Annotated in this window: 27 protein-coding genes; 20 read left to right on the forward strand and 7 right to left on the reverse strand. The window is 74.1% G+C overall.

From position 1 onward, the window contains the following. Positions 1–3: 3 nt before the first annotated feature. The 20 genes from ACI8AF_RS16255 (at position 4) to ACI8AF_RS16350 (ending at position 18567) form a co-directional block, all read left to right on the forward strand. On the forward strand, positions 4–456 hold the full coding sequence (locus ACI8AF_RS16255; RefSeq protein WP_456540770.1) for a flagellar export protein FliJ: 453 nt from the start codon (positions 4–6) through the stop codon (positions 454–456). Further along, positions 444–1391, forward strand: coding sequence for a lytic transglycosylase domain-containing protein (locus tag ACI8AF_RS16260; protein ID WP_456540771.1), 948 nt, complete (start codon positions 444–446; stop codon positions 1389–1391). Before ACI8AF_RS16255 ends, ACI8AF_RS16260 begins: the two co-directional genes overlap by 13 nt. Continuing rightward, a complete protein-coding gene (locus tag ACI8AF_RS16265) occupies positions 1388–2836 on the forward strand; it encodes a flagellar hook-length control protein FliK (RefSeq protein ID WP_456540772.1) in 1449 nt (482 codons plus the stop codon). The genes ACI8AF_RS16260 and ACI8AF_RS16265 overlap by 4 nt, the downstream gene beginning before the upstream one ends. A gap of 12 nt (positions 2837–2848) precedes the next feature. Further along, positions 2849–3265, forward strand: coding sequence for a flagellar hook assembly protein FlgD (locus tag ACI8AF_RS16270; RefSeq protein WP_456540773.1), 417 nt, complete (start codon positions 2849–2851; stop codon positions 3263–3265). Between the two features lie 61 nt (positions 3266–3326). Then, complete coding sequence (locus ACI8AF_RS16275; RefSeq protein WP_456540774.1) at positions 3327–4544, forward strand: flagellar hook protein FlgE; 1218 nt, start codon at positions 3327–3329, stop codon at positions 4542–4544. 324 nt (positions 4545–4868) lie between these two features. Continuing rightward, positions 4869–5147, forward strand: coding sequence for a flagellar FlbD family protein (locus ACI8AF_RS16280; protein ID WP_456540775.1), 279 nt, complete (start codon positions 4869–4871; stop codon positions 5145–5147). 3 nt (positions 5148–5150) lie between these two features. Further along, the gene (locus tag ACI8AF_RS16285; RefSeq protein WP_456540776.1) at positions 5151–5921 is read left to right on the forward strand and encodes a motility protein A; all 771 of its coding nucleotides are present in this window, start codon (positions 5151–5153) and stop codon (positions 5919–5921) included. Then, positions 5918–6814, forward strand: a complete 897-nt coding sequence (locus tag ACI8AF_RS16290; RefSeq protein ID WP_456540777.1) for a flagellar motor protein MotB — start codon at positions 5918–5920, stop codon at positions 6812–6814. Before ACI8AF_RS16285 ends, ACI8AF_RS16290 begins: the two co-directional genes overlap by 4 nt. Positions 6815–6823: 9 nt before the next feature. Next, positions 6824–7291 carry a flagellar basal body-associated FliL family protein gene (locus tag ACI8AF_RS16295; RefSeq protein ID WP_456540778.1) on the forward strand — a complete coding sequence of 156 codons (468 nt, stop codon included), beginning with the start codon at positions 6824–6826 and terminating at the stop codon, positions 7289–7291. Positions 7292–7453: 162 nt separating this feature from the next. Further along, on the forward strand, positions 7454–8434 hold the full coding sequence (locus tag ACI8AF_RS16300; RefSeq protein ID WP_456540779.1) for a flagellar motor switch protein FliM: 981 nt from the start codon (positions 7454–7456) through the stop codon (positions 8432–8434). Continuing rightward, the gene (gene fliN, locus ACI8AF_RS16305; protein WP_456540780.1) at positions 8431–9171 is read left to right on the forward strand and encodes a flagellar motor switch protein FliN; all 741 of its coding nucleotides are present in this window, start codon (positions 8431–8433) and stop codon (positions 9169–9171) included. The genes ACI8AF_RS16300 and fliN overlap by 4 nt, the downstream gene beginning before the upstream one ends. 13 nt (positions 9172–9184) lie before the next feature. Then, a complete protein-coding gene (locus ACI8AF_RS16310) occupies positions 9185–9637 on the forward strand; it encodes a FliO/MopB family protein (protein WP_456540781.1) in 453 nt (150 codons plus the stop codon). Next, positions 9634–10482, forward strand: coding sequence for a flagellar type III secretion system pore protein FliP (gene fliP, locus ACI8AF_RS16315; RefSeq protein ID WP_456540782.1), 849 nt, complete (start codon positions 9634–9636; stop codon positions 10480–10482). The genes ACI8AF_RS16310 and fliP overlap by 4 nt, the downstream gene beginning before the upstream one ends. A gap of 4 nt (positions 10483–10486) precedes the next feature. Beyond that, a complete protein-coding gene (fliQ, locus tag ACI8AF_RS16320; protein ID WP_456540783.1) occupies positions 10487–10762 on the forward strand; it encodes a flagellar biosynthesis protein FliQ in 276 nt (91 codons plus the stop codon). Between the two features lie 7 nt (positions 10763–10769). After that, positions 10770–11537 carry a flagellar biosynthetic protein FliR gene (gene fliR, locus ACI8AF_RS16325; protein ID WP_456540784.1) on the forward strand — a complete coding sequence of 256 codons (768 nt, stop codon included), beginning with the start codon at positions 10770–10772 and terminating at the stop codon, positions 11535–11537. A 3-nt stretch (positions 11538–11540) separates the two neighbouring features. Further along, positions 11541–12683, forward strand: coding sequence for an EscU/YscU/HrcU family type III secretion system export apparatus switch protein (locus tag ACI8AF_RS16330; protein ID WP_456540785.1), 1143 nt, complete (start codon positions 11541–11543; stop codon positions 12681–12683). Between the two features lie 53 nt (positions 12684–12736). Continuing rightward, positions 12737–14773, forward strand: a complete 2037-nt coding sequence (gene flhA, locus ACI8AF_RS16335) for a flagellar biosynthesis protein FlhA (RefSeq protein WP_456540842.1) — start codon at positions 12737–12739, stop codon at positions 14771–14773. Next, a complete protein-coding gene (locus tag ACI8AF_RS16340; RefSeq protein WP_456540786.1) occupies positions 14760–17252 on the forward strand; it encodes a hypothetical protein in 2493 nt (830 codons plus the stop codon). Before flhA ends, ACI8AF_RS16340 begins: the two co-directional genes overlap by 14 nt. Further along, on the forward strand, positions 17249–17479 hold the full coding sequence (locus ACI8AF_RS16345) for a hypothetical protein (RefSeq protein WP_456540787.1): 231 nt from the start codon (positions 17249–17251) through the stop codon (positions 17477–17479). Before ACI8AF_RS16340 ends, ACI8AF_RS16345 begins: the two co-directional genes overlap by 4 nt. Positions 17480–17646: 167 nt before the next feature. After that, on the forward strand, positions 17647–18567 hold the full coding sequence (locus ACI8AF_RS16350; protein ID WP_456540788.1) for a type IV toxin-antitoxin system AbiEi family antitoxin domain-containing protein: 921 nt from the start codon (positions 17647–17649) through the stop codon (positions 18565–18567). Between the two features lie 72 nt (positions 18568–18639). Here the strand turns inward: ACI8AF_RS16350 and ACI8AF_RS16355 are convergent, their stop codons facing one another. The 7 genes from ACI8AF_RS16355 to ACI8AF_RS16385 all read right to left on the reverse strand — a co-directional run bounded on the left by ACI8AF_RS16355 (position 18640) and on the right by ACI8AF_RS16385 (position 25165). After that, the gene (locus ACI8AF_RS16355; protein WP_456540789.1) at positions 18640–19935 is read right to left on the reverse strand and encodes a PhoH family protein; all 1296 of its coding nucleotides are present in this window, start codon (positions 19933–19935) and stop codon (positions 18640–18642) included. A gap of 233 nt (positions 19936–20168) precedes the next feature. Continuing rightward, positions 20169–20978 (reverse strand): ABC transporter permease, encoded by an 810-nt coding sequence (locus ACI8AF_RS16360; protein WP_456540790.1) that lies wholly within the window; start codon positions 20976–20978, stop codon positions 20169–20171. Continuing rightward, positions 20975–21976 carry an ATP-binding cassette domain-containing protein gene (locus ACI8AF_RS16365; protein WP_456540791.1) on the reverse strand — a complete coding sequence of 334 codons (1002 nt, stop codon included), beginning with the start codon at positions 21974–21976 and terminating at the stop codon, positions 20975–20977. The genes ACI8AF_RS16360 and ACI8AF_RS16365 overlap by 4 nt, the downstream gene beginning before the upstream one ends. Positions 21977–22009: 33 nt before the next feature. Next, complete coding sequence (locus ACI8AF_RS16370) at positions 22010–22630, reverse strand: PadR family transcriptional regulator (RefSeq protein WP_456540792.1); 621 nt, start codon at positions 22628–22630, stop codon at positions 22010–22012. A 42-nt stretch (positions 22631–22672) separates the two neighbouring features. Further along, positions 22673–23074, reverse strand: coding sequence for a hypothetical protein (locus tag ACI8AF_RS16375; RefSeq protein WP_456540793.1), 402 nt, complete (start codon positions 23072–23074; stop codon positions 22673–22675). A gap of 5 nt (positions 23075–23079) precedes the next feature. Then, the gene (locus ACI8AF_RS16380; protein ID WP_456540794.1) at positions 23080–24285 is read right to left on the reverse strand and encodes a DUF885 domain-containing protein; all 1206 of its coding nucleotides are present in this window, start codon (positions 24283–24285) and stop codon (positions 23080–23082) included. 13 nt (positions 24286–24298) lie between these two features. Beyond that, positions 24299–25165 carry an isoprenyl transferase gene (locus tag ACI8AF_RS16385; RefSeq protein ID WP_456540795.1) on the reverse strand — a complete coding sequence of 289 codons (867 nt, stop codon included), beginning with the start codon at positions 25163–25165 and terminating at the stop codon, positions 24299–24301. Between the last annotated feature and the right edge of the window lie 4 nt (positions 25166–25169).

Below are 25169 nucleotides of genomic sequence, written 5' to 3' on the forward strand. Positions count from 1 at the left end.
CCGATGGGCAAGCGCGCCGCCTTCCGGCTGCAGCCCGTCCTGGAGCTGCGCCGCAGCCAGGAGCAGGCGGCGGCCCTCGCCGCCGCGCGGGCCGCGCAGTCGGCCGACGACGCCGACCGCCGGGCCACCGAGTGCGAGGACGCCGTGGCGGCCGCGCGGCTGCCGGCGTCCGCGCCGGCCGGCGCGTTCCTCGCCGCGGTCGCCCTGCAGCGGCTCGCCGCCGAGGACGCCGCGGCGCAGCGCGCCGTGGCCACCGCCACCGCCGAGCAGGCCGAGCTCGTCCGCCGGCAGTGGACGGCGGCCGCGCAGCGCACCAAGGCGCTCGAGCGGTTGAAGGATCGGCACGCCGCGGCGATCCGGTTGGCCGACCAGGCTGCCGAGGAGAGAGCCGTGGACGACCTCGTCACCGGCCGCGCCGGCCGCCCGCGCACCGAGGAGGTGCCGTGGAGGGACTAGGCGCGGTGCAGACCCGCATCGCCGAGATCCAGACCCGGTTCGTGCTCGGCACCCGGGCGACCACCAGCGGCAACTGGGCGTCGGCCGCCGCGGCGGCCGGCCTCGGTGGCACCGGCACCGGCTACGCGACCGGCACCGCCGGGACGGCCTCGGAGCGGGGCGCGGTCGGCGAGGCGATGAAGTACCTGGGCGTGCCCTACGTGTGGGGTGGCACCGACCCGTCGAAGGGCCTGGACTGCTCGGGGTTCACCCAGCTCGTGTTCGGCAACCTCGGCGTCGACCTGCCGCGGACCTCGTCGCAGCAGGCCACCGCCGGCCGGGCGGTCGCCTCGCTCGCCGACGCCCGCCCCGGCGACCTCGTCTTCTTCGACCACAGCTCCGCGCGACCCGGCATCGACCACGTCGGCGTCTACATCGGCGACGGCCAGATGATCGCCGCGCCGCAGGAGGGCGAGGTGGTCAAGGTGCAGCCGGTCGGCAACCCCACGGTGATCCGCCGCGTGCTGCCCGAGCAGGCCGCCGGCACCGCGGCCGCGGCGTCGTCCGCCTCGCTGACCGGCGTGCCGTACGCGAACCTGTTCACCTCCGCCGCCGCCCGGCACGGGGTCGACGCCTCCCTGCTGGCCGCCGTCGCCTCCCAGGAGTCGGGCTTCGACTCCCGCGCGGTGTCCCCGGCGGGGGCACAGGGCCTCATGCAGTTCATGCCGGCGACCGCCAAGGGCCTGGGGGTCGACGCCTTCGACCCGGCGTCGGCCGTCGACGGCGCCGCCCGGTACCTGGCGAGCCTGCAGCGGCAGTTCGGCTCCACCGAGCTCGCGCTCGCCGCGTACAACGCCGGGCCCGGCAACGTGCGCAGGTACGGCGGCGTCCCGCCGTTCAGCGAGACCCAGAACTACGTCCGCGCCGTGATGAGCAAGGCGGAGGCCTACCGGTGACGACTCCTCTGATGCCGATGGCGCCGGCGCCCCGGCCGGCCTCCCCGTCGGGTGCCGACCGCGGCTCCGGCGACGGCGCCGCCTTCGCGTCCGCGCTCGACGGCGCGCTGTCGGCCGGCCGGCCGGACCGCGCGCCGGCCTCGGAGCGCGGGGTGGGCCGCGAAGAGGCCCACGCGCGCAACGAGCGGCGGGCCGCCGAGCGGGAGGACGGCGACGCCCCCGAGCCCCAGGGCCGCGCGGTCGGGCCGCGCGAGGACACCGGCCGCCCGGAGGAGGCGCCGGCGACCCCTGACGACACCGACGACGCCGAGGACACCGCGGCCGAGCCGGCGGCGGACCCTCTGCCGACGGCCGCCGCCTGGGCGCTGCTGATGCAGGGCGCGCTGCACTCCGCGACGCCGGCCGCGGACGCCGCGCCGACCGCTCCGGTCCCCGGCGTCGCCGGTGCCGCGACCGCGCCGGTGGTGGGCGGCACCGCCGCCGCGGCCGGCCCCGCGCTCCCGCTGACCCTCGCGCCCGCCGCCGGGGCCCCGCTCCCCGCCTCCGTCCCGGCCGACCCCGCGGCGCTGCCCACCCCCGCCGTCCTGCCCTCGTCGACGGCGCTCCCCGCCCCGGCCGGCCCAGCCCCCGAGCCGGCTGCGGCCGCTGCCGCGCCGACGCCGGCAACGGGGACCGCGCTGCCGGCGGACACCGCCGCGGTGCTCGACGGGGTGACCGTGCTGACCGCTCCGGCGGGAGCCGCCGCCCCGGCCGCGGCCGTCCCGGCGGTCGCGACCCCCGACGCGACGGCGGTTGCACCCGACGCCGCGCCGCTCGAGGCCCTGGTTGCGGGGGCCGACGGCGGCTCCCTGCCCGCCGGCACCGGCAGCGGGTCCGACCAGCCGGCGGGGGACGGCGGCGCCCCGCCGCAGCCGGCGTTCGTCACCGGCCCGGCCGCCGCGCAGCCGACCGCACCCACCGCCCCGGCGACGTCGTCGGCCGCGGCCGCGGCGCCGGCCGCCCAGCTCCCGGTCAACGCGCAGCTGAGCCAGCCGGTCGCCGTCCTGGCCAGCCGTCCGGACGGCGTGCACACCATCACCGTCGTCCTGACGCCGGAGAACCTCGGCCCGGTGCACGTGCAGGTGACCGTCCGCGGCGACAGCGTGGACCTGACCCTCGCCGGTGCGCACGAGCACGGCCGCGCCGCCCTGCTCGAGGCGCTGCCCGACCTGCGCCGCGACCTGCAGAGCGCCGGCGTCAACACCGCCCGCCTGGACGTCTCCCGCGACACCGGCGGCGCGTGGACGGCACAGCAGCAGGGCTCGCCGGGCGGCCAGCAGCAGCCGCAGCACCGCGGCGAGCCCCGGACGGGTTCCTGGCTGCGCTCCCCCGACCACGGCCCGGACCGCCCCGGCCCGGCCTCCCCCACGTCGTCCGCGCTGCAGGGCGTGGACGTGCGCGTCTGAGACGGAGAGACGATGACCAGCCCCGTGGGCGGCACGACCGGCACGCAGGCCACCTACAGCGCCACGCCGTCGATCGGCCGCGACGACCAGATGGACAAGGACACGTTCCTCCAGCTGCTGGTGGCGCAGATGCGCTACCAGGACCCCAGCAACCCGACGGACCCGACCCAGTTCATGTCCCAGACGGCGGCCTTCACCCAGGTGGAGAAGCTCGAGGAGCTGAGCACGCAGAACGCGTCGCTGCTGGCCCTGCAGCGGTCGCTCTCCGCGGGCGCCATGGTCGGGCACACGGTCACCTACACCGACGACAACGGCGTGAAGCAGACCGGCGTCGTCACCTCCGTCGTCCTCGGCGACGAGGACACCGAGGCCACCGCCACCGTCGGCGGCAAGCCGGTCCCGATGGGCCGGATCACCGAGGTCTCCTGACCCCGGCCCTCCCCCAGCCCTCTCCCCAGCGAACCCGCCACCCCACGAGGAGTTCCTCCCCATGCTCCGTTCGATGTTCTCGGCCATCTCCGGCCTGCGCGCCCACCAGACCAAGATGGACGTCGTCGGCAACAACATCGCCAACGTCAACACCGTCGGCTTCAAGAGCAGCTCGACCGTCTTCGAGGACACGCTCTCGCAGGTCCTGCGCAACGGGTCGGCGCCGACCCAGGACACCGCCGGCACCAACCCGGCCCAGGTCGGCCTCGGCGTCAAGGTCGCCGGCATCACGACCAACTTCGGCCAGGGCTCGACCCAGAACACCGGCCGCTCGACCGACTTCATGATCAGCGGCGACGGCTTCTTCATGACCCGGGTCGGCAACGAGACGCTCTACACCCGGGCGGGCTCGTTCGACTTCGACGGCGTCGGCAACCTGGTCACCCCGGACGGCGGCATCCTGCAGGGCTGGATGGCCGAGGCCGACGGCACGATCAACACCAACGGCCCGATCGGCAACCTCTCGATCCCCTACGGCCAGGTCGTGGCCCCGGTCGCGACGACCGGCGGCGCCGCCGCGGGCAACCTGCCGGCCGACGCCGTGACCGGCGACCAGTTCCAGACGCAGATCACCATGTACGACGACCTGGGCAACGCCCACGAGGTCAGCTACGTCTTCACCAAGACCGCGACGGCCGGCGAGTGGACCGTGAACGTGCTCGACGGCGCCACCTCGCTGGTCGCCTCGCCGCTGCCGACGGTCGACTTCGACGCCGCCACCGGCTACATCACGCCGGTCGCCGACCAGACGCTCGCCGCGACCGCCGGCTGGGGCGCGCTGTCGATCGACCTGTCGAAGGTCACCCAGTTCGGCGGCAAGGCCACGGTCACGGCGACCACCACGGTGAACAGCGGCTCGGCGCTCGGCACGCTCGAGTCCTTCGCGCTCGGCAACGACGGCACGATCACCGGCATCTTCTCCAACGGCCTGCGCAAGCCCATCGGCCAGCTGTCCCTCGCCACCTTCGCCAACCCGAGCGGCCTGACCAAGGCCGGCAACAGCTCCTACCGGGTGGGCGACAACTCGGGCAACGCGCTGGTCGGCACCGCCGGCACGGGCGGGCGCGGCACGCTCTCCGCCGGCGCGCTGGAGATGTCGAACGTCGACCTCTCCGAGGAGTTCACCGGCCTGATCGTCGCCCAGCGCGGCTTCCAGGCGAACAGCAAGGTGATCACCACGTCCGACGAGATCCTGCAGACCCTCGTCAACATGAAGTAGCAGAAGGACCCCGCTGCCCCCACCGCTCGCACCTCGCGGCAGGTCCCTGCAGCGGGGCCGCTCCAGCACGTCACCAGGCGCCGCTCCCCCTCGGCGCCGCCTCGGGCGCGGTACTCCCCCGGCCGCGCGCGACCCGACGGCCCGGTCGTCCCCCCGGCGACCGGGCCGTCCGGCGTCCCCGGCGCGCCCGCGCGGCGCCGCCCCGAACGCTCACCCCCAGGGGGTGAGCAGCCCGTTCGGCTCAAGACGGAGCGTCCGCGAGCCGATACGGAGAGTGCCATTCTTGCCCCGTCCGGGGGCTGTCCGGAGAGCAGAGGACCCACCGTGATCCGTGTGACGCGCCTCAACGGCGAGGGTTTCGCGCTCAACCCCGACCTGATCGAGCGGGTCGAGGCACACCCCGACACGGTGGCGTTCCTCGTCGACGGGACCAAGTACGTCGTGCGGGAGAGCGTGGACGAAGTGCTGCAGGAGATCCGTGAGTTCCGGGCGAGCATCCTCGCCCTCTCCTACGAGATGGACCGCGGCGCCTACCGCTCCGTCGTCGAGGACGACGGGGACACCGGCTCGGTCGTGCCCTTCCCGTCCCGTGAGGAGCGCTGACCCGTGGATCCGGCCACTCTGATCGGGTTCGTCGTCTCGCTCGTCGCCCTCCTGGTCTTCATGGTCCTGGAGGGCGCCGACCCGACGTCGCTGCTGTTCCTCCCCGCGATCGTCCTCGTCATCGTGGCCACGTTCGGCGCGGCGATGTCCGGGTTCGCGATGGACGACATCAAGAAGATCGGCGCCTGGTTCAAGATGGCCGCCCTCCCGGCCAAGGTGCCGCCGCCGACCGAGCAGATCCAGATCCTCGTGACCCTCGCCGAGAAGGCCCGCAAGGAGGGCCTGCTCGCGCTCGAGGCCCAGGTCAAGGCGATCGAGGACCCGTTCCTCAAGCGCGGTCTGCAGATGGGCATCGACGGCACCGACCCCGAGGAGCTGCGCACCGTCCTCGAGGGCGAGATCGCGGCCAAGAAGGCCGAGGACAAGGTCGCCGCCAAGTTCTTCAACGCCATGGGCGGCTACGCCCCGACCATCGGCATCGTCGGCTGCATCGTCGGCCTGATGAACGTCATGGGGAACCTCAGCAACCCCGAGGCGCTGGGTCCGATGATCGCCTCGGCGTTCGTCGCCACGCTGTGGGGCGTCATGGCCGCGAACTTCTGGTTCCTGCCCATGGGCGCCAAGGTGCTGCGGGTCAGCGAGCTGCAGGCCGCCCAGATGGAGCTGCTCGTCGAGGGCATCTGCGAGATCCAGGCCGGCACCAGCCCGCGCGCGGTCCGCCAGAAGCTCAACTCCCTGGTGCCGCCCAGCGCGGTCCAACGGGAGGCCGCATGAGTTCCGGTTCCGGCGGAGGCCGGCGCCGCGGCAAGAAGCACGAGGAGGAGGAGCACGAGAACCACGAGCGGTGGCTCGTGTCCTACGCGGACATGATGACGCTGCTCCTCGTCCTCTTCGTCGTCCTCTTCGCGATGAGCCAGGTGGACAAGGAGAAGTTCGCCGCGCTGGCAGCCGGCCTCTCCGACGCCTTCGGCGCCCCGGTGACCGTGATGACCACCCCCACCCCCGACGGCGCCGTGCTCGACGGGCTGCCCGGGGCGATCGACATCGCGTCCAACATCCCGCCCGACCCGACGGTCCCCGACGCCGAGGTGGACGCCGCAGCCGCGCAGGCGGCGCTGGAGCGCGCGGAGCAGGTGCGGGCCGAGGCGGCCGCCGCCTACGCCGAGCTGGCCGCCGCGCGCGACCGGATCGACGCCGCGCTCACCGCCGCCGGCTACGAGGGGGCCGCGCAGTACGAGATCGACGAGCGCGGCCTGGTCGTGCACGTCATCTCCGACGGCGTGCTCTACGACGCCGAGTCCGCGGCGCTGCGGGCCGACGGCATCCGGGTGCTCAACGCCGTGGCGCCCGAGCTGGCCGGCCTGCCCAACCAGCTCCGCGTCGAGGGGCACACCAACTCGGTCCCGGTCACCCCCGGCGGGCCCTACCCGTCCAACTGGGAGCTCTCGACCGACCGCGCCACCGCCGTGGTGCGCCACCTGATCAGCCGCGGGCTGCCCGCGAACGAGGTGTCGGCCACCGGGTACGCCGACACCCGGCCGCTGGTGCCGGACGCCGACCCGGCAGCGGTCACCGTCAACCGCCGCGTGGACATCGTCGTCGTGTCCACCGCCTCGGCCGAGGCCAACGCGCAGCTGGCCTCCCTCGACGCCGCGAACGGCAACTAGGAGCGAAAGATGGCAGACAAGCCGAAGACCGACGGCGAGGAGACCGAGGAGAAGGGCGGCGGCAAGAAGAAGCTGCTGCTCATCGCGGTGGTCGCCCTCGTGGCCGCGGGCGCCGCGGCGTACTTCTTCCTGTTCTCGGGCAGCGGCGAGGCCGAGGCCGCCGAGCCCGTGCACGGCGGGTACACGGCGCTGGAGCCCATCGCGGTCAACCTGGCCGGGGGCGGCTACCTCAAGATCGGCATCACCCTCGAGTACACCGCGGACGCCGCGGGCGGCGGCCACGGCAGCGGCGGCGTCGACGGCTCCAAGGCCCTCGACCTGATCATCTCGACGTACTCGCAGGCCAGCCCGGCGGACGTCACCAGCGCCCGGGACGCGCTCAAGGAGGCGCTCGAGCAGAAGATCGTCGAGGCCTACACCGAGGACGGCGTCCCGATGGTCATGGGCATCTACTTCACGGAGTACGTCACCCAGTAGCCGACGAGCCGGCTCCACCACGTGCGCGAAGTGCCAGTTCCGGGCCCCGGGACTGGCACTTCGCGCACGTGCTGGTCCCAGCAGTCACAGCTCTCCCGCGGGACGACGGCAAGTCCCGACAGCCCGTCAGGGTGACCACCCCTCCCGCCGATGAGGGGGGACGTGACCCGACCCGAGACCGGTGCCGCCCCCGGGGCTGTGACCCCCGACGGCCCCTCGTCCCAGGTTTTCGGCTCACGCGGCAGGCGGCACGCCCCCCGCACGTACGACTTCCGCCGGCCGACGAAGCTCTCCCGCGAGCACGTCCGCGTCCTGCAGATCGCCCAGGAGGCGTTCGCCCGCCAGGCGACCACGCACCTGACCTCGATGCTGCGCGCCGGCGCCCGGCTCGAGCTCGACGGCATCGAGCAGTTCTCCTACGACGACTACGTCGCGACGCTGCCCGAGCCCGTCTTCATCGCGACCTTCACCATCGAGCCGCTGGCCGGCAAGGGGATGCTCGCCTACCCCCTCGACATGGCGATGGCCACCGTCGACCACATGCTCGGCGGGTCCGGCACGGCGGAGCAGCCCAACCGGCCGATGACCGGCATGGAGAGCGCGATCCACGGGCACCTGCTCGACCGCCTGCTGCACGAGTTCGCCGCCTCGTTCGCGCCGGTCACGACCGTGCACCCCGAGGTAGACAGCATCGAGTACAACCCGCAGCTGGCCCAGGCCGCGGCCGGCTCGGACACGGTCATGGTCGCCTCCTTCACGATGGCCATCGGCCAGCGCGAGGGCAAGGCCACCCTGGTGCTGCCGTTCTCCTCGTTCGCGCACGCGCTGAACAACGCCGCCTCGCCGCAGCTGTCGGAGTCGGCGCTGCGCAAGCGCAAGCGCGCCACGGAGGCCCTCGCCGCGCGGCTGAACCTCGTCCCGGTCGACGTGAGCGTCCGCTTCGCGCCGCTGACCGTCTCCTCCGAGGACCTGCTCTCGCTGGCGGTCGGTGACGTGCTGCTGCTGCGGCACCCGCGCGACAGCCCGCTCGAGGTCACCACCAACGACGCCGTCTTCGCCTACGCGATCGCCAGCAACCACCGCCGCCGGCTGTCGGCCGCGATCGTCCCCACCCCCGCTGCATCCGTGAAGGACTCCGCATGAGCGCGCCCCGCACCGCCGAGCACTCCGACACCGAGACCGTCACCGCGGTGGTCTCGGCGGCCGCGCGTGCCGCGGCCGCGCTGGTGCCGGCGACCAGCGAGCTGGTCCCCGGCCTGCCGGTCAGCGACCCGGACACCGTCCCGCTCCCGCCGGCCGCCGCGTCGGCGATCGCCGCCGGGCTCTCCGGCGAGGTCAGCGGGGACGTCGTCCTGGTCGTCTCGGCCGACGTCGTGGAGGCCCTGTCCAACTCCCCCGTCGGCAAGCTGGACGTCGCCGCCGCCCTGCGCCCCGCGCTGGAGGCCGCCGCCGCCACCCTCGGCCGCGTCCGCGTCGCCTCGGAGCGGGTCGAGGAGCCGGTCGCCGCCCTGGACGGGCTGCGCGACAAGGGCATGTTCGTCGCCGTCCCCCTGCTGGCCGACGGCGAGCACCAGGCCACCTTCGCGCTCCAGGTCGACCTCCCGCGGCCGGCGGCCGCGCCCGGCGGCTCGCGCAGCCTCGACCTGCTGCGGCACGTGGCGATGGAGGTCACCGTCGAGATCGGCCGCACCCGCATGACCGTGCAGGAGCTGCTCTCGCTGCACCCCGGTGAGGTGGTCGAGCTCGACCGCGCCGCGAGCGCGCCGGCCGACCTGCTGGTCAACGGCACCCTGATCGCCCGTGGCGAGGTCGTCGTCGTCGACGAGGACTTCGGCCTGCGGATCAGCGAGATCGTCACCGACGCGGCCGAAGCCTTCTGAGCGGGCGCCCGACATGACGTGGATGGTCATCAGGCTGGTCCTGTCGCTGGCGTTCGTCGGCCTCGTCCTGTGGTTCGCCGCGCGGGTGGCCCGCAAGCGCGGGCTGGGCTCGGGCAACGGCATCATCGAGGTCGTCGCCCGCCAGCGCATGGGCCGGTCGAGCACGGTCAACGTGGTGCGGATCGGCGACGTCTGCCTCGTCGTCGGGGCGACCGAGGAGCAGGTCACCCTGCTCGCCGAGGTCGACCCCGAGACCGTCGAGGCCGCGCGGGCGGCGCAGTCGCCCCGGCCGGCCCCGGTGCCTGTGCCGGTGCCGGCCGAGGACGGCGGCCGGGAGCTCGCCCCGGCGGCGCCGGTGGTCGCGGCGCGGTCGTCGTCCGGTGCGATGGCCGGCAGCGTGTTCGACCGCAACGGCTGGGGCAGCTTCGTCCAGGAGCTGCGCGAGAAGACGGTCCGGCGCTCGTGAGCGCCCCGGGCACGCTGGCTGCCCGGCGCCCGCTGGTCACGCGGCGCCGGCTGGCGCTGGTCCTGCTGCTGACGCTGGCCGCCGTGGTGGTCGCGCTGCTGGTGGCCGGGCCGGCGCACGCCGCACCGACCGCGCCGACCGAGCCCACCGCCCCGGTCGACCCCGCGGCGCCGGCCGTGGACGGCGGCGTCGACATCTCCGTCGGCGGCGGCAGCCCGAGCACGTCGATCACCCTGATCCTCGCGATCACGGTGCTCTCGGTGGCGCCGTCGGTGCTGCTGCTGTGCACCTCGTTCACCAAGATCGTCGTCGTCCTGTCGCTGGTGCGCAACGCGCTGGGCCTGGCCCAGTCACCGCCCAACCAGGTGATGACCGGCATCGCCCTGTTCCTCACGCTCTTCGTGATGGGGCCGGTGTTCTCCGACATCAACGACGTCGCCGTCCAGCCATACCTGGACGGGCAGATCGGCGTGAGCCAGGCCTACGACGCCGGCAGCGTCCCGCTGCGGGAGTTCCTGCTGGCCAACACCCGCGAGGACGAGCTGCAGCTGATGATCGGGCTCTCCGGCGAGGAGGCCCCGGCCTCCCCGCAGGAGGTCAGCATGACCACCCTCATCCCGGCCTTCGTCCTCTCCGAGCTCAAGAGCGCGTTCATCATCGGGCTGGTCGTCTTCATCCCGTTCCTGGTGCTCGACATGCTGGTCAGCGCCGCGCTCATGTCGATGGGCATGATGATGGTGCCGCCCTCGATCGTGGCGCTGCCCTTCAAGCTCCTGCTGTTCGTCGTCGTCGACGGCTGGGCCCTGGTCACCACGGCGCTCGTCCACTCGTACGGAGCGGGGTAGCGCCATGAGTGACGCCCAGGTCACCGAGATCGCCGTCGCGACGATGACGATGGCGGCGAAGGTCTCGGCACCCGTCCTGCTGACCGCGCTGCTGGTCGGCTTCGCCATCTCGCTGTTCCAGGCCGCGACGCAGATCCAGGAGCAGACGCTCACCTTCGTGCCCAAGGTCATCGCGGTCTCCATCGCCCTGCTGGTGACCGGGAACTGGGTGCTCGCGGAGATGGTCTCGTTCACCCAGGGCCTGTTCGACATGCTGCCGAGCCTGCTCGGGCAGACCTGAGGCGGCCATGGACCTGACGGTCCCCGCGGTCACCCTGGCCGGCCTGCTGCTGGCCACCGCCCGCGCGGCTGGCTTCGTGCTGCTCGCCCCGCCGTTCAGCTCCAGCGGCGTCCCGGCGGCGGTCAAGGGCGCGCTCGCCCTCGCGCTGTCGGTCGCCCTGCTGCACCTGGTGACGCCCGGCCTCCCCGCGACGATCACCCCCGGGTTCCTGATCGTCGCCGCGGTCACCGAGGTGGCCATCGGCGCCGGCCTCGGCTTCGTCGTCCAACTGCTGTTCTCCGCGGTGCAGCTGGCGGGCAACATCATCGACCTGACCGGCGGTTTCTCCCTCCAGCCGGCCTACGACCCCCTGTCGCTGTCGATGAACAGCACGATCGGGCGCCTGCACTACATGCTGGCCACCGCGCTGCTGTTCACCAGCGGGGGGCACCTGCTGCTGGTCCGCGGCTTCGCCACCTCCTACGAGGGCCTGCCCGTCGGCGGGGAGGTGCCCACCGAGCAGCTGGCGCAGGTGCTGATGACGGCGCTGTCGATGATGTTCCTGGCCGCCATCCAGATCGCCGGCCCGATGGTCGCCGTCCTGCTGCTCGCCGACGTGGCGCTGGCCCTGCTCAACCGCGCCGCACCGTCGCTGAACATCTTCGCGCTCAACTTCCCGCTGAAGATCTTCCTCACGCTGATGATGCTGGCGCTGAGCTTCCCGCTGCTGCCCGCTGCCGTGGACACGCTCCTCGAGCACGCCACCCGCGCCATCGTCTCGCTGAAGAGCGGGTGACCCGTGGCCAAGGACGGACCGGGTGGTGAGAAGACGGAGAAGCCGACTCCCAAGCGCCTGAAGGAGGCGCGCAAGGAGGGGCAGGTCGCCCGCACCCCCGAACTGGGGACGTGGGCCGGGGTCGCGGCGGCGAGCGTGCTGCTGCCCGTGCTGGTCGAGAACACGTTCACCGAGGTCCGCGCCCTCTTCGTGCACGTGGGCGCGGTAGCCGACGACCCCGAGATCGAGGCGATCGGCGCGCTGCTGGGCGAGTCGCTGGAGGTCTTCCTCACCACGATCCTGCCGCTGGCGCTGAGCCTGCTGCTGGTGGGCGTGGCCTCGTCGGCCGCCCAGGGCGGCATCTTCTTCGCCACCAAGTCGATCAAGCCGAGCTTGAAGAAGATGAACCCGCTCAAGGGGATCAAGCGGATCTTCGGCGTCCACGGCTGGTGGGAGGCCGCGAAGGCGCTGATCAAGACCGCCGTGCTCGGCGCCGTCGTCTATACCCTCAGCGACCGGGTGACCGGGCTGGTCTCGGCGTCGGGCGCGATGCCGCTGTCGACGGTGGTGAGCACGTTCGCCGACGCCGCCGTCCTGCTCATGCGGTCCGTCGCGGTCACCGGCCTGGTCATCGCCGCCGCCGACTACACGATCGCGCGCATGCGCACGATGAAGCAGCTCAAGATGAGCAAGTACGAGATCGAGCAGGAGCACAAGCAGTCCGAGGGCGACCCGCACGTCAAGGCGCACCGGCGGTCGGTGCAGATGTCGATGTCGCGCAACCGCATGATGAGCGACGTCCGCGACGCCGACGTCCTGCTGGTCAACCCCACCCACGTCGCGGTCGCCCTCAAGTACGAGCCGGACAAGGGCGCGCCCCGGGTGGTCGCCAAGGGCGCCGACGTGATCGCCGCCAAGCTGCGCGAGATCGCCGCCGAGGCGCGGGTGCCGATGGTGCAGGACGTCCCGCTGGCCCGGGCCCTGCACGCCTCGTGCGAGATCGGCCAGGAGGTGCCGGCGCAGCTGTTCACCGCGGTCGCCCGCGTGCTCGCCTTCGTCATGCACCTGTCGGCGCGCGGCGTGCGCGGCGGGTTCCACCGGCCCGGGTTCGAGGCGCCCGACGTCGAGGGCCTGCCCCGGGCCGGCCGCCGCCGCGCCGCGGCCTGAGACGGGGGTACCGCTCCCCCTCCGACCTGCCGATGTAGGACGGCGTGAGCACGATGTCCAAGGCCGCCGTCCCGATCGGCGTCGTGGCGATCGTGCTCATGCTCGTCGTCCCGCTGCCCGCGGCGGTGCTCGACCTGCTCATCGGCCTGAACATCACGGCCTCGCTGCTGATCCTGCTCGTCGCGATGCAGATCAAGCGCACGCTCGACTTCGCGATCTTCCCGTCGCTGATCCTGATCGCCACGCTGTTCCGGCTGGCGCTCAACGTCTCCTCGACCCGCCTGGTGCTCACCGACGGCTACGCCGGCCAGGTCATCGAGGCGTTCGGCCACTTCGTCATCGGCGGCTCTCTGATCGTCGGCCTCGTGATCTTCGTGATCCTGACGATCATCCAGTTCGTCGTCATCACGAACGGTGCCGGCCGCGTGGCCGAGGTGGGCGCCCGCTTCACCCTCGACGCCATGCCCGGCAAGCAGATGGCGATCGACGCCGACCTCAACGCCGGGCTGATCGACGAGAAGACCGCCCGCAACCGGCGCGAGGAGGTCACCTCCGAGGCCGACTTCTACGGCTCGATGGACGGCGCCTCGAAGTTCGTCAAGGGTGACGCGATCGCGGCGATCATCATCACGCTGATCAACCTCATCGGCGGCTTCGCGATCGGCGTCATGCAGCTCGGCATGGCCCCCGCCGACGCCGTCACGACCTACTCGCTGCTCTCCGTCGGCGACGGCCTGGTCTCCCAGATCCCGGCGCTGCTGATCTCCACCGCGACCGGCATCATCGTCACCCGCTCGGCGTCGGACGCCGACATGGGCAGCGACCTGCTCAGCCAGCTCGGCCGCTACAAGCAGCCGCTGCGCATCGCCGGTGGCGCGTCGCTGGCGCTCTGCCTCATCCCCGGCCTGCCGAAGCTGCCGTTCCTCGCCGTCGGGGTGCTCTTCCTGGTGATCGCCTCGCGGATCAAGGAGGCCCCGGTCGTCGACCCGGAGGCCGAGGCCAGGGCGCGCGCGGCCGAGAACGAGCCGAAGCCCGACTCCCCCGAGGCCATCGCCGAGAAGATGCGGGTCGACCCGCTCGAGCTCGAGGTCGCCTTCGACCTGGTCGACCTGGTCGACTCCGCCCGCGGCGGCGACCTGCTCGACCGCGTCAAGGCGCTGCGCCGGAAGGTCGCCATGGACACCGGCCTGGTGATCCCGCTGGTGCGCACCCGCGACAACCTCGACCTGCCGGCCTCGCAGTACGTCATCTGGCTCAACGGCGTCCCCGCGGCCAAGGGCATCTCCCCGGCCGGGACCGTCCTGGCCATCGGCGACAACCTCGACGGGCTGCCGGGCAAGGCCACCCGGGAGCCGGTGTTCGGGCTGCCCGCCAAGTGGGTGCCGGTCGAGCTGCAGCGGCAGGCCGAGATGGCCGGCGCCACCGTCGTCGACCGCTCCTCGGTCATCACCACCCACCTGGCCGAGGTCGTGCGGCAGAACGCCGCCGACCTGCTGGGCCGGGAGGACGTCAAGCTACTGGTCGAGATGGTGCGCCGCTCGCACCCGATCGTGGTCGAGGAGCTCACCCCGACGCTGCTCACGCTCGGCGAGATCCAGCGGGTGCTGCACGCGCTGCTCGAGGAGAACGTCTCGATCCGCGACCTGGTGCGCATCTTCGAGGCGCTGTCCCTGCGCGCGAAGACCTCCACCGACCTCGACGGGCTGGTCGAGGCCGCCCGCTCGGCCCTCGGCTCGGCGATCAGCCAGCCCTACGTCACCCCCGACGAGCGGCTGCACGTGATGACCCTGGAGCCGGCCTTCGAGCAGCGGCTGCTGGAGTCGATCCGGCAGACCGACGGCGGCCAGGTGCTCGCCCTCGACGCCGGCACCGTGGACGCCCTCGTCCACGGCTGCTCCGGGATGCTCGAGGAGGCCGAGCGCTCCGGCCTCTCCCCGGTCCTGGTCTGCTCCCCGCAGGTCCGGGCGGCCCTCGCCCGGCTCGTCCGCCAGGTCCTGCCCAGGCTGCCGGTGATCTCCTACACCGAGGTCTCCCGGACAGCGCAGATCGAGTCGCTGGGAGTGGTGAGCGGTGCCGTTGCGATCCGTTGAGGCCGCTTCGCGTGACGACGCCATCGCCGCGGCCCGGGAGCAGTTCGGGCCCACGGCGCGCGTCGTCGGCGTCCGGCGGGTGCGCTCGGGTGGCGTGCTGGGCTTCTTCGCGACCGAGCGCTACATCGCGGAGGTCGACCCCGAGGCCCCGGCCGCCCCGTCGACCGTCCCCTCGACCGCCCGCTCCGCCTCGCTCGACGAGCGGGCCCGCGTCGCCGCCGAGTCGCTCGCGCGGCTGACCGCCCGCACCGCGGACCCGGTCGACGAGCTGGCCGACCTGCTCGGCTCGGACACGCCCGCCGAGCCGGTGCCCACCTACACGCGCAGCGCCTTCCAGCGCGCGACCACCGAGAGCGTCCGCAGGTCGGCCGTCGTGCCGGCGGCGATGGCGGCGCGGGCCATGCGCACCGGCGGTGCCGAGCCCGCCCGGTCGAAGGCGACGGCCGCGGTGCCCGTGTGGCCGGTGGTGGACGCGGACGACGAGGGAGAGGTGGTCCCGGAGACCGGCGCGTCGGCCGCGCCGTCCCCCTTCACGGCCGCGCTGGCGCGCATGGTGTCGGGGGACCGCGAGGTCCGCCAGGCGGTGCAGGAAGCGCTCGCCGAGCCGGCCGGGGAGCAGGGCCAGGACGAGCTCCCGCGGCCGAACTGGGCGGCGATCGTCCGCGCGGCCGAGAAGTCAGCACAGTCGGGTGCCGAGCACCCGGAGCCGGGTGCGCGGCACCAGGAGGAGGAACCGGTGGACGAGCAGGGCGAGCAGTCCCCCGGGGTGCGCCCGATGGTGTTCCCGGCGTGGGCGGCCGAGGCTGCTGCGCCCGAGCCGGCGCCCGTGCCCGAGCCGGCTCCGGCGTCGTCCACCCGCGAGGAGGCGATCGCCGACGTCCTGCGCGCGGCCCTGGCGCAGGGGCAGTCCGACGAGGCGCTCGCCGACCTGCTGCGCACGGTGCTGGCGGGCTCCTCGCCCGCCACCGCCCTGGCCGAGCCGCAGCTGCCCGCCGAGCCGCTGTGGAGCGAGCCGTCGCCGGTCCAGCCCGTCTTCGCCGGCACCGACCTGGGCCCGGGCCACGACGCCGCCGTCCCCGCCGACACGGCCGAGTCGGTGACCGTCGCGCTGGACCTGCCGGCCGAGACGCCGGTCGACGAGCCGATCTTCGCGGAGGTCGTGCTGCACGAGCCGGCCCGGCCCGCCGAGCCGGTCGTCGAGGAGCCCGTGGCCGAGCCGGTGGTCCAGGCCGTCGCCGAGCCGAGGGTCCAGGCCGTCGCCGAGCCGGTGGCCGTGGAGCCGGAGCCGGTGGTCGTGGAGCCCGAGCCGGTGGCCGTGGAGCCCGAGCCGGTGGCCGAGGCGCGTGCCGAGCTGCCGATGCCGCCGCTGGCCCGGACGGCCAGCGACCCGGCGCCGATGCCGCTGGACGCCACCACCGTCATGTCCCCGCTGTCGCTGCTGCCGCCGCTGTCGGGGCGGCGCGGCGGACTGCCCCCGGTCCCGCCCGCCCCGTCGCGCCCGGCCCCGTCGCCCGCTGCCGCCTCGGCGTCGGCGCGGTCCGTCGAGCCGACGACGGCGCCCACGACGGCGCCGATGGCGGCCCCCGCGCCGGCCGCTCCCCTGGCCCGGGTGGTGCGCCTGCCGTTCGCGCCGCTGCCCGACGTCGACTACGTCGAGCCGGCCGAGTCCACCGTCGAGGAGACGCCCGTGCCCCAGTCCTCCGCCGCCCTCCGCTTCGAGGACGACGCCCCGGCGCCGGTCCGTGCCGCCGCTCCGGTGGCCGCCCCGGCCGCCGACCCGGTCCCGGCCGCTCCGGCCCCGGCGCCCGCCGCGGACGTCGCCGCCCGGCTGACCGCCCTCGGCGTCCCCGCCGGGCTGCTCGGCGACGGCTTCGCCGGCGCGGCCGCGACCTCGGGCACCTACGCCGCGCTGACCTCGGCGCTGGCCGGTGGGCTGCCGGTGGCGCCGGCGGTCCCCACCGGCCCCGGTGAGGTGCTGTTCCTCGTCGGGCCGGGCGTGGAGACCCTCCGCGCGGCGCGCTCGCTGGCCGCGACGCTGCGGCTGGACCCCGAGCGGGTGCAGTGGGCGACCCGCGGCGACCTGGCCGCGCTGGCGGCGAAGAGCAGCCGGATCACCACCATCGACGCCGCGATCGAGCGCCGGTCCGACGCCGCCCGCGCCGGCACGATGACGATCGTCGCGGTGGACGCGCCGCTGCGCACCGACGCGTACTGGATGTCGCAGATGCTGGCCATCTGGTCGCCGTCGGCGGTCTGGGCGGTCGTCGAGGCCACCCGCAAGCCCGAGGACCTGGAGCAGTGGCTCGGCGGGCTGCCCCGGGTCGACGCCCTCGTCGTCCAGGACAGCGACCTGTCCGCCGACCCGGCCGCCGTCCTGGCGCGGATCGACACCCCCGTGGCCCTCCTCGACGGCGTCCCGGCGACGCCGCACCGCTGGGCCTCGGTGCTGTGCGAGCGGCTGGAGACGCTCGAGGCATGAGCCCGCTGCGCTGGGACGTCCTGGGGGTGGGCTTCCTGCTGTCGCTGCCGCTGCTCGCGATGTACGTGCGCGGCGACCTCACCGTCGAGGAGATGACCGCTCGCCTGCCCTGGTGCCTGCTGGCCGCCTACCTGGCGGTGGCGCTGCTCCGCTGGGCCAGCAAGCCCCGCACCCCTGCCCCCGCCAAGCGCACGGCCGAGCCGGCCGACCCGACGCCCACCGTCTGACCCCGCCTGCCCCGCTTCGCCCGCTCTTCTCGCGCGCCGCCCGCGCTGCAGCGCGTGCTGTCCGCGTGGAGAGCGGGTGCTGCGTCGCGTGTCCACAGCCGCGGTGGCGGTGCACAGGTCCCCGTCGGGCGGTGCCGTGCCGGGCGCCCAGCCGCGAACCTTGCCGCGTGAGCACGGAGCCGCACGAGGACCTGCCCCCGCTGGTGCTGCGCCGGACGGCGCTGCGGCAGGGGTTTGTGGACGACGAGATCGCCCGGATGCGCCGACGCGGCGACTGGCTGCCGCTGCAGCGGGGCGCCTACCTCGCCGGCGACCGTCCGCTGAGCCGCCGGGCTCGTCACCTGCTGGTCGTGCACGCGACGCTCGCCGGGCTGCGCACGCCGGCCGTGGTCAGCCACGCCTCCGCCGCCGCACTGCACGGCCTCCCGTTGTGGGGCGTTCCGCTGACGCAGGTGCACATCACGCGCCGGCCACCGGCGCGCACCGACAGCGGCACCCGGCTCCGCTCCCATGCGGCCAGACTCGCCGACGAGGACGTCGTGGCGGTGGGGACCGTCCCCGTCACGGCGGTCGCGCGCACGGTCGTGGACGTGGCGCGGACCCTCCCGTTCGCACCGGCCCTCGCGGTCGCCGACGCCGCGCTGCACGCCGGCACCACCACCCCCGACGACCTCCGCCGGGTGCTCGAGGCGACAGCCGGCAGCCGGGGGAGTCGCTCCGCGAGGCGGGTGGTGGAGGCGGCGGACGGCCGCAGCGAGAGCGTCGGGGAGAGCCGCAGCAGAGCGGTGATGATCCAACTGGGGCTGCCGCTGCCCGATCTGCAGGTGGAGGTCCGCCGACCGGACGGGCTGCTGGTGGGCCGGTGCGACTTCGGCTGGCGGGAAGCCCGACTGCTGGGTGAGTTCGACGGGCGTGTGAAGTACGGCCGGCTGCTGCGACCGGGGCAGTCGCCGGGGGACGCCGTCTTCGCGGAGAAGCGGCGTGAGGACGCCCTGCGCGACGAGGGCTTCGGCATGGTCCGCTGGGTGTGGTCGGAGCTGGACACCCCGGGGCTGCTGGGCCGCCGGGTGCTCGCCCGCCTGCGCTGATCGCCCGCTCTCCGCGCGGAGCACCCGCACTGCAGCACGGGTGGAGCGCGCGGAGAGCGGGCGATCAGGCCGCTAGAGGGGGAGGTCCTCCAACATCTCGGTGACCAGCGCGGCGATCGCGGAGCGCTCCGAGCGGGTGAGCGTCACGTGCGCGAACAGCGGGTGGCCCTTGAGGCTCTCGACCACCGCGGTGACGCCGTCGTGCCGGCCGACCCGCAGGTTGTCCCGCTGCGCCACGTCGTGGGTGAGCACCACGCGCGAGCCGCTGCCCAGCCGCGACAGCACGGTGAGCAGGACGCCGCGCTCGAGCGACTGCGCCTCGTCGACGATCACGAACGAGTCGTGCAGCGAGCGACCGCGGATGTGGGTCAGCGGCAGGACCTCGATCAGCTCGCGGCCGGCGATCTCGTCGAGCACGTCCTTGGAGACCAGCGCGCCGAGGGTGTCGTAGACGGCCTGCGCCCAGGGCGACATCTTCTCGCCCTCGCTGCCCGGCAGGTAGCCGAGCTCCTGACCGCCGACGGCGTACAGCGGCCGGAAGATGACCACCTTCTTGTGCGCCCGCCGCTCCATCACCGACTCCAGGCCCGCGCACAGCGCCAGCGCGGACTTGCCGGTGCCGGCCCGGCCGCCGAGGGAGACGATGCCGATCTCCGGGTCGAGCAGCAGGTCCAGCGCCACCCGCTGCTCCGCCGAGCGGCCGTGCAGCCCGAACGCCTCGCGGTCGCCGCGCACCAGCCGCACCTGCTTGTCGGGCGTCACCCGCCCCAGCGCCGAGCCGCGGGAGGACAGCAGCACCAGGCCGGTGTGCGTCGGCAGCTCGGCGGCGCCCCGGACGAAGACCTCGCCGGCCTCGTACAGGGTGTCGAGCTCGGCGTCGTCGAGCGCCAGCTCGGCCATGCCGGTCCAGCCGGCGTCGACGGCGTCCAGGGCCCGGTACTCGTCGGTGTCCAGGCCGACGGCGGCGGCCTTGACCCGCAGCGGCACGTCCTTGGTGATCAGGCAGACGTCGCGCCCCTCGGCCCGCAGGTTGAGCGCCACGACCATGATCCGCGAGTCGTTGCTGTCGTTGCGGAACCCGGCCGGCAGCGCCGAGGCGTCGCTGTGGTTGAGCTCGACGTGCAGCGTGCCGCCCGAGTCGCCGACCGGCACCGGGGCGTCGAGCCGGCCGTGGGCCACCCGCAGCTCGTCGAGGATCCGCAGCGCCTGACGGGCGAACCAGCCCAGTTCGGGGTGGTTGCGCTTGTCCTCGAGCTCCCCGATCACGACGAGCGGGAGCACCACGTCGGAGTCGCCGAAGCGCAGCAGCGCCCCGGGGTCGGAGAGGAGGACGGAGGTGTCGAGGACGTACGTGCGGCGAGTACTCACGAGTCGACTCCCCTGGAGCGCGTGCTGCGCCCCGGCTCGAAGGTGACCGGGTCCCGGCGCAGGGGCCGGGCACCGGCCCCCCTGGTCGACGAACTCGTCAGCACCAACCGGGCCTCCCGTGGAGGACGAGGTGTGCTCGCCCTCCACGCAGGACGGTAGGACGGCCCGGTGACAGTTGCGTGACGAGCAGGCGGCGTGTCCCCCCTGCGAGGGAACCACCCGCCCCAGTCGCATCAACTGGACTCGCGGCGGAACCTCCGGACGCCGAACCACCAGCCGAGCACCGCCAGCGCGGCGGTCAGGCCGAGCCCCCACCACGCCGTCCCGCTGGCGTAGTCGCCGGCGAAGAACGACCGCGCCCCCTCGACGATGTGCTTGAAGGGGTTCACGTCGCTGATGCCCTGCAGCCAGCCGGGGGCCAGGCTCATCGGCAGCAGGATCCCGGAGAGCAGCAGGATCGGGAAGACGACGGCGTTGAGCAGCGGCGCGAACGCGTCCTCGCTCTTGAGGGTCAGCGCCAGCGCGTAGGACACCGCCGACAGCGCGGCACCCAAGAGCGCGACCACCACCAGGGTCAGGACGACGCCGACGAGCGGGGCGCGCAGGCCGAACAGCACCGAGACGAGCACGAGCAGCACGCCCTGAACCAGCAGGACGACGACGTCGCGCAGCACCCGCCCGAGCAGCAGCGCCGTCCGGCTGGCCGGCGTGACCCGCTGGCTCTCAACGACGCCGGCCCGCCACTCGGCGATCAGGCCGAAGCCGACGAACAGCGCGCCGAACATGCCGACCTGGACCAGGATCCCGGGCACGAAGATCTGGTAGGCGTTGCCGGCCGCGCCGAGCGAGCCCGACAGCGGCTCGAGCAGCGGCCCGAACAGCACGATGTAGAGCACCGGCTGCGACAGGCCGATCACCACCCACGCCGGGTTGCGCAGCGACAGCCGCATGGCGCGGGCGAAGATCGTCCAGGTGTCGCGGGCGACGCTGCTGCCCTGCTCGTGCACCGCCTCCTCGGGGGTCAGGGCCGCCGGGGTGGTCATCGCAGGGCTCCTTCCGGTTCGGGGGCCGACGCGGCGGCCGGGGCCGCGCCCTCCTCGCGCAGCGATCGCCCGGTCAGGCCGAGGAAGACGTCGTCCAGGCTGGGCCGCCGGCTCTCGATGCCGGCGACCTCGATGCCGGCGGCGTCCAGCTCGCGGACCAGCTGCACCAGCGCCGGGCCGCCGTTGGGCACCCGGCCCACGACCCGGGCGTCCTGCACCTGCGGCGGCTCGGCGCCGGGCAGCCCGCCGACCAGCCGGGCCACCTCCGCGGCCTGCTCGGCCCGCGCGGCGGTCACCGTGAGGACGTCGCCGCCGACGCCGGACTTCAGCTGGTCCGGCGTCCCCGAGGCGACGATCGAGCCGTGGTCGATGACGAGGATGCGGTCGCAGAGCGCGTCGGCCTCGTCCAGGTAGTGCGTGGTCAGGAAGACCGTCGTCCCCCGCTCCTCGCGCAGCCCGCGGATGTGCTGCCAGAGGTTGGCCCGCGCCTGCGGGTCCAGGCCGGTGGTCGGCTCGTCGAGGAACACCAGGCCCGGCTCGTGCACCAGGCCCATCGCGATGTCGAGCCGGCGGCGCTGACCGCCGGACATCGCCTTGGGCTTGCGGTCCCACAGCCCGTCGAGGTCGAGCTCGCGGAACAGCAGCTGGCCGCGGGCGGTCGCGTCGGCGGTGCTCATGCCGTACAGGCGGGCGTGGTCGACGACCTCCTCCCCCGCCAGGGCCTCGGGCTGGGTGGAGCCGCTCTGCGAGACGTAGCCGATGCGGCGGCGCACGCCCACCGGGTCGGCGAGCAGGTCGCAGCCGGCCACCGTGGCCGTGCCGGCCGTGGGCTCCAGCAGCGTGGTGAGCATGCGCAGGGTGGTGGTCTTGCCGGCGCCGTTCGGTCCCAGGAAGCCGACGATCTCACCGGCCTCGACGTCGAGGTCCACCCCGGCGACGGCGTGGACCTCCTGCTTCTTCCTCCGGAAGGTGCGGGCGAGCCCGCGGGCGTGGATCACGCCGCGGAGTATTCAAGTTTGACTAGCCGAGGGTCAAGCGCTTTTCTCCGTCGGCGCACCGCCGAGGACGGCGGGTGGCCAGAGGCCGTCGACCGGGTGGTCCGGGCCCGGCTGCTCGCCGGCGAAGCGGTAGTGACCGGCGTCCAGGCGCGCGCAGATCTCCTGCACCCACGCCCGCTCCCCCTCGACCCACGCGCGCGTGACGTGGAACAGCTCCACCGTGCTCGCCGGGGCCAGGCGGGAGGTCTCGACGTTGCGCGCCGCCGACCGCACCGTGGACACGGTGGCCTCGAGCACCAGGTCGCGCGCGCGGAGCGCCTCCCGCACCTCGGCCCGCGGCAGCGTGGTGAAGAAGCACAGGCCGGCGAGCAGCCGGCTGGGGTCGCCGGCCTGGGGCTGGCGCAGGGCGCTGTCCAGCAGCCGGTGGTACTCCACCTCGCCGTCGGCGGTGAGCCGGTAGGAGACCGTGTCGCCGGGCAGCTCCTCGACGAGCGCCTGCTTGGCCAGCGTGCGCAGGCCCGAGTAGATGGAGCCGGGGTTGAGGTGCGCCCAGTCCTGCACCTGCCAGCTCAGCAGCTCACGGCGCAGCAGGTAGCCGTGGACCGGCTGGAAGATCCGGACCGCCCCGAGCAGCAGCAGCCGCGTGGTCGACATGCGCCCACTGTGCCGCGCGGGCGGCGGTCGCGGACAGCGGGCTCACTCCTCCCGGCGATCCCGGGGCACCTCGGGCAGCCACGGCAGCTCGCGGGTCGGCGGGGTGCGCGGCCGGGGGGGTCGGTCGTCGTGCGCAGGCGGCCAGTCGTCGTGGGCAGGCGGCCGGTCGTCGTGCGCAGGGGGCCACTCGTCGTCCCACCGGTCGTCGTCCCACCGGTCGTCGTGCTGCTCGTCGTCCCACCGGTCGGGGGGACGACGGCGGACGGCGCCGCTGCCCCGCCGCGGGCGGACCGCCACCAGCGCCCAGAGCACGGGCACCAGCAGCACCGGCCACTGCAGGGTCAGGTCGCCCAGCCAGACGAGCAGCGCCACCAGGAGCACGAACAGCCACGCCGCCGTCCACAGGCCCAGGGCGCGGGCCTGACGGGGGGTGCGCCGAGCCATGCCGGTCAAACGGTCCGCAGCTCGCCGGCGATCCCGGCCGGGGTCAGCGGCTCGTCGAGCAGGCGCAGGAAGCGGTCGGCGACCGGCACGCCCTCCGGGCGGGCGGCCAGCCAGCGGGCCAGCAGCTCGAAGCCCTCGACGTAGGTGGAGATGTAGGCCCGCCACAGCGGGTGGGTGAGGAACCGCAGCTGCTGGGCCGCCCGCTCGGCGCTGACCAGCGACCAGCGCTGGAGGAACGCCGTCACCTCGGCGGCGTCGGCCCCGCGGTCGTGCAGCAGGACGGCGGCGTCCTGGCGGACGCGGTTGAGCGGGGCGGCCGCGGCGGAGATCCGCTCGGCGAGCTCGCCGTCGAGCCGGAGCCCGAGGTCGCCCAGGATCTCCGCGGCCCACGGCCCCCAGCCGGTCCCGATCGAGGCCTCGACGCCAAGGTCGGCGAGGCCCTCGGCCATGAGGCACTCGGGGGTGTTGACCAGGAAGACGGTGTGCTCGACCCGGCCGGCCTTGTCGACCAGGCCCTGCTCCTTCCGGCAGTGCTCGGTGTGGTGGCCCGGGTAGGACTCGTGCGCGACCAGGTGCGGCAGCTGCCCGAGGCGGTGAGGCAGGTCGGCGTTGATGGCCACGCGAGAGCGGAAGCCGCCCTCGTAGTAGTTGAAGCCCGACCAGGGCTGGTCGGTGACCACCTCGTAGGCGACGGTCTCCAGCTCGGGCAGCCCGTAGTCGACCCGCACCCGGTCGCGCAGCGCGCTGGACAGCGCGTGCACCGCCGCCTCCAGCCGGTCCGGCGGGCACTCCTCGCGGCGGCGGTGCGCCGCGTAGCGCTCGGCGAGCGGGCCGCTGCCCGGCAGCAGCGTCTCCAGCTCGGCGTGCGCGGCCGCGTAGACCGCCGGGTCGCCGAGCTCGACGTCGACCTGGAAGTAGGCCGACACCTCCTCGACGAAGCGGACCGGCTCGCCGCTCATCTTCCGGGCGCTGCACTCCAGGCCGGTCAGCTGGCCGCGCAGGAACGCCGTCCGGTCGTCGGGCAGGTCGGCGGAGTCGAGCTCGCGGAGCAGGTCGCGGGCCCGGTCGCGCAGCTGCTGCGGGGTGGGCGCCGGCTCGTCCTGGACCTCCGCGCGGATGCGCGGGTCACCGGTGTAGGCGTCGACGAAGCCGGACTCGAGGCGGTCGAACCGCAGGCCCAACCGCACGTACTCCAGGGGGACGTCGACCATGCGCGCGAGTCTGTCAGGAGCCGAAACGGCGGTGTCTCGCGGAGTAGTCGCGCAACGCCCGCAGGAAGTCGACCCGGCGGAAGTCCGGCCAGTAGACGTCGGTGAAGTAGAACTCGGCGTGCGCGGTCTGCCAGAGCAGGAAGCCCGACAGCCGCTGCTCGCCGCTGGTGCGGATGATCAGGTCGGGGTCGGGCTGGCCGCGGGTGTAGAGGTGCTCGGCGATGTGCTCGACGTCGAGCACCTCGACCAGCTCGTCGAGGGACGTGCCGCGCTCGGCGTGCTCGGACAGCAGGGATCGGACGGCGTCGGCGATCTCCCGCCGCCCGCCGTAGCCGACGGCGAGGTTGACCGTCGCTCCCGGCCGGTCGCGGGTCAGCTCCTCGGCCTGCTTGAGGACGGCGACGGTCTCGGCCGGCAGCAGCTCCAGCGCGCCGACCGCGCGCAGGTGCCAGCGGCGGTGGACGGCGGACAGGTCCTCGACGACGCCCTCGATGATCCGCAGCAGCGGGAGCAGCTCCGGCTCGGGGCGGGAGAGGTTGTCGGTGGAGAGCATGAAGATCGTGACGACCTCGACGCCGGCCTCGTCGCACCAGCCCAGGAAGTCGGCGATCGTGTCGGCGCCGCGGCGGTGGCCCTCGCTGACGTCGTCCAGCCCCATGTCGCGCGCCCAGCGGCGGTTGCCGTCGATGATCACGCCGACGTGGCGCGGGATGTCGGCGCCCTCCAGGGCGCGCGCGAGCCGTCGTTCGTACACCCGGGTCAGTGCGTCGCGAACGATCTGGCGCGCCCCCACGGGGGTCACCCTAGGCCCCCGGGCGGTCACCCACTCGTACCGCGCCGTACCTGCGCGGATGCCGTCGCCGTCCGTTCCCGAGCTCACAGCC

Source organism: Blastococcus sp. SYSU D00669, from assembly GCF_054050715.1.

What these genes read in the sequence shown, in the direction of transcription:
- ACI8AF_RS16360 (WP_456540790.1), bottom strand. Translation starts at nt 20,978, where the DNA reads ATGACCACCCCGGCGGCCCTGACCCCCGAGGAGGCGGTGCACGAGCAG.
- ACI8AF_RS16370 (WP_456540792.1), bottom strand. Translation starts at nt 22,630, where the DNA reads ATGTCGACCACGCGGCTGCTGCTGCTCGGGGCGGTCCGGATCTTCCAG.
- ACI8AF_RS16270 (WP_456540773.1), top strand. Translation starts at nt 2,849, where the DNA reads ATGACCAGCCCCGTGGGCGGCACGACCGGCACGCAGGCCACCTACAGC.
- fliR (WP_456540784.1), top strand. Translation starts at nt 10,770, where the DNA reads ATGGACCTGACGGTCCCCGCGGTCACCCTGGCCGGCCTGCTGCTGGCC.
- fliQ (WP_456540783.1), top strand. Translation starts at nt 10,487, where the DNA reads ATGAGTGACGCCCAGGTCACCGAGATCGCCGTCGCGACGATGACGATG.
- ACI8AF_RS16255 (WP_456540770.1), top strand. Translation starts at nt 4, where the DNA reads ATGGGCAAGCGCGCCGCCTTCCGGCTGCAGCCCGTCCTGGAGCTGCGC.
- ACI8AF_RS16380 (WP_456540794.1), bottom strand. Translation starts at nt 24,285, where the DNA reads ATGGTCGACGTCCCCCTGGAGTACGTGCGGTTGGGCCTGCGGTTCGAC.
- ACI8AF_RS16290 (WP_456540777.1), top strand. Translation starts at nt 5,918, where the DNA reads ATGAGTTCCGGTTCCGGCGGAGGCCGGCGCCGCGGCAAGAAGCACGAG.
- ACI8AF_RS16275 (WP_456540774.1), top strand. Translation starts at nt 3,327, where the DNA reads ATGCTCCGTTCGATGTTCTCGGCCATCTCCGGCCTGCGCGCCCACCAG.
- flhA (WP_456540842.1), top strand. Translation starts at nt 12,737, where the DNA reads ATGTCCAAGGCCGCCGTCCCGATCGGCGTCGTGGCGATCGTGCTCATG.
- ACI8AF_RS16375 (WP_456540793.1), bottom strand. Translation starts at nt 23,074, where the DNA reads ATGGCTCGGCGCACCCCCCGTCAGGCCCGCGCCCTGGGCCTGTGGACG.
- ACI8AF_RS16295 (WP_456540778.1), top strand. Translation starts at nt 6,824, where the DNA reads ATGGCAGACAAGCCGAAGACCGACGGCGAGGAGACCGAGGAGAAGGGC.
- fliN (WP_456540780.1), top strand. Translation starts at nt 8,431, where the DNA reads ATGAGCGCGCCCCGCACCGCCGAGCACTCCGACACCGAGACCGTCACC.
- ACI8AF_RS16345 (WP_456540787.1), top strand. Translation starts at nt 17,249, where the DNA reads ATGAGCCCGCTGCGCTGGGACGTCCTGGGGGTGGGCTTCCTGCTGTCG.
- ACI8AF_RS16310 (WP_456540781.1), top strand. Translation starts at nt 9,185, where the DNA reads ATGACGTGGATGGTCATCAGGCTGGTCCTGTCGCTGGCGTTCGTCGGC.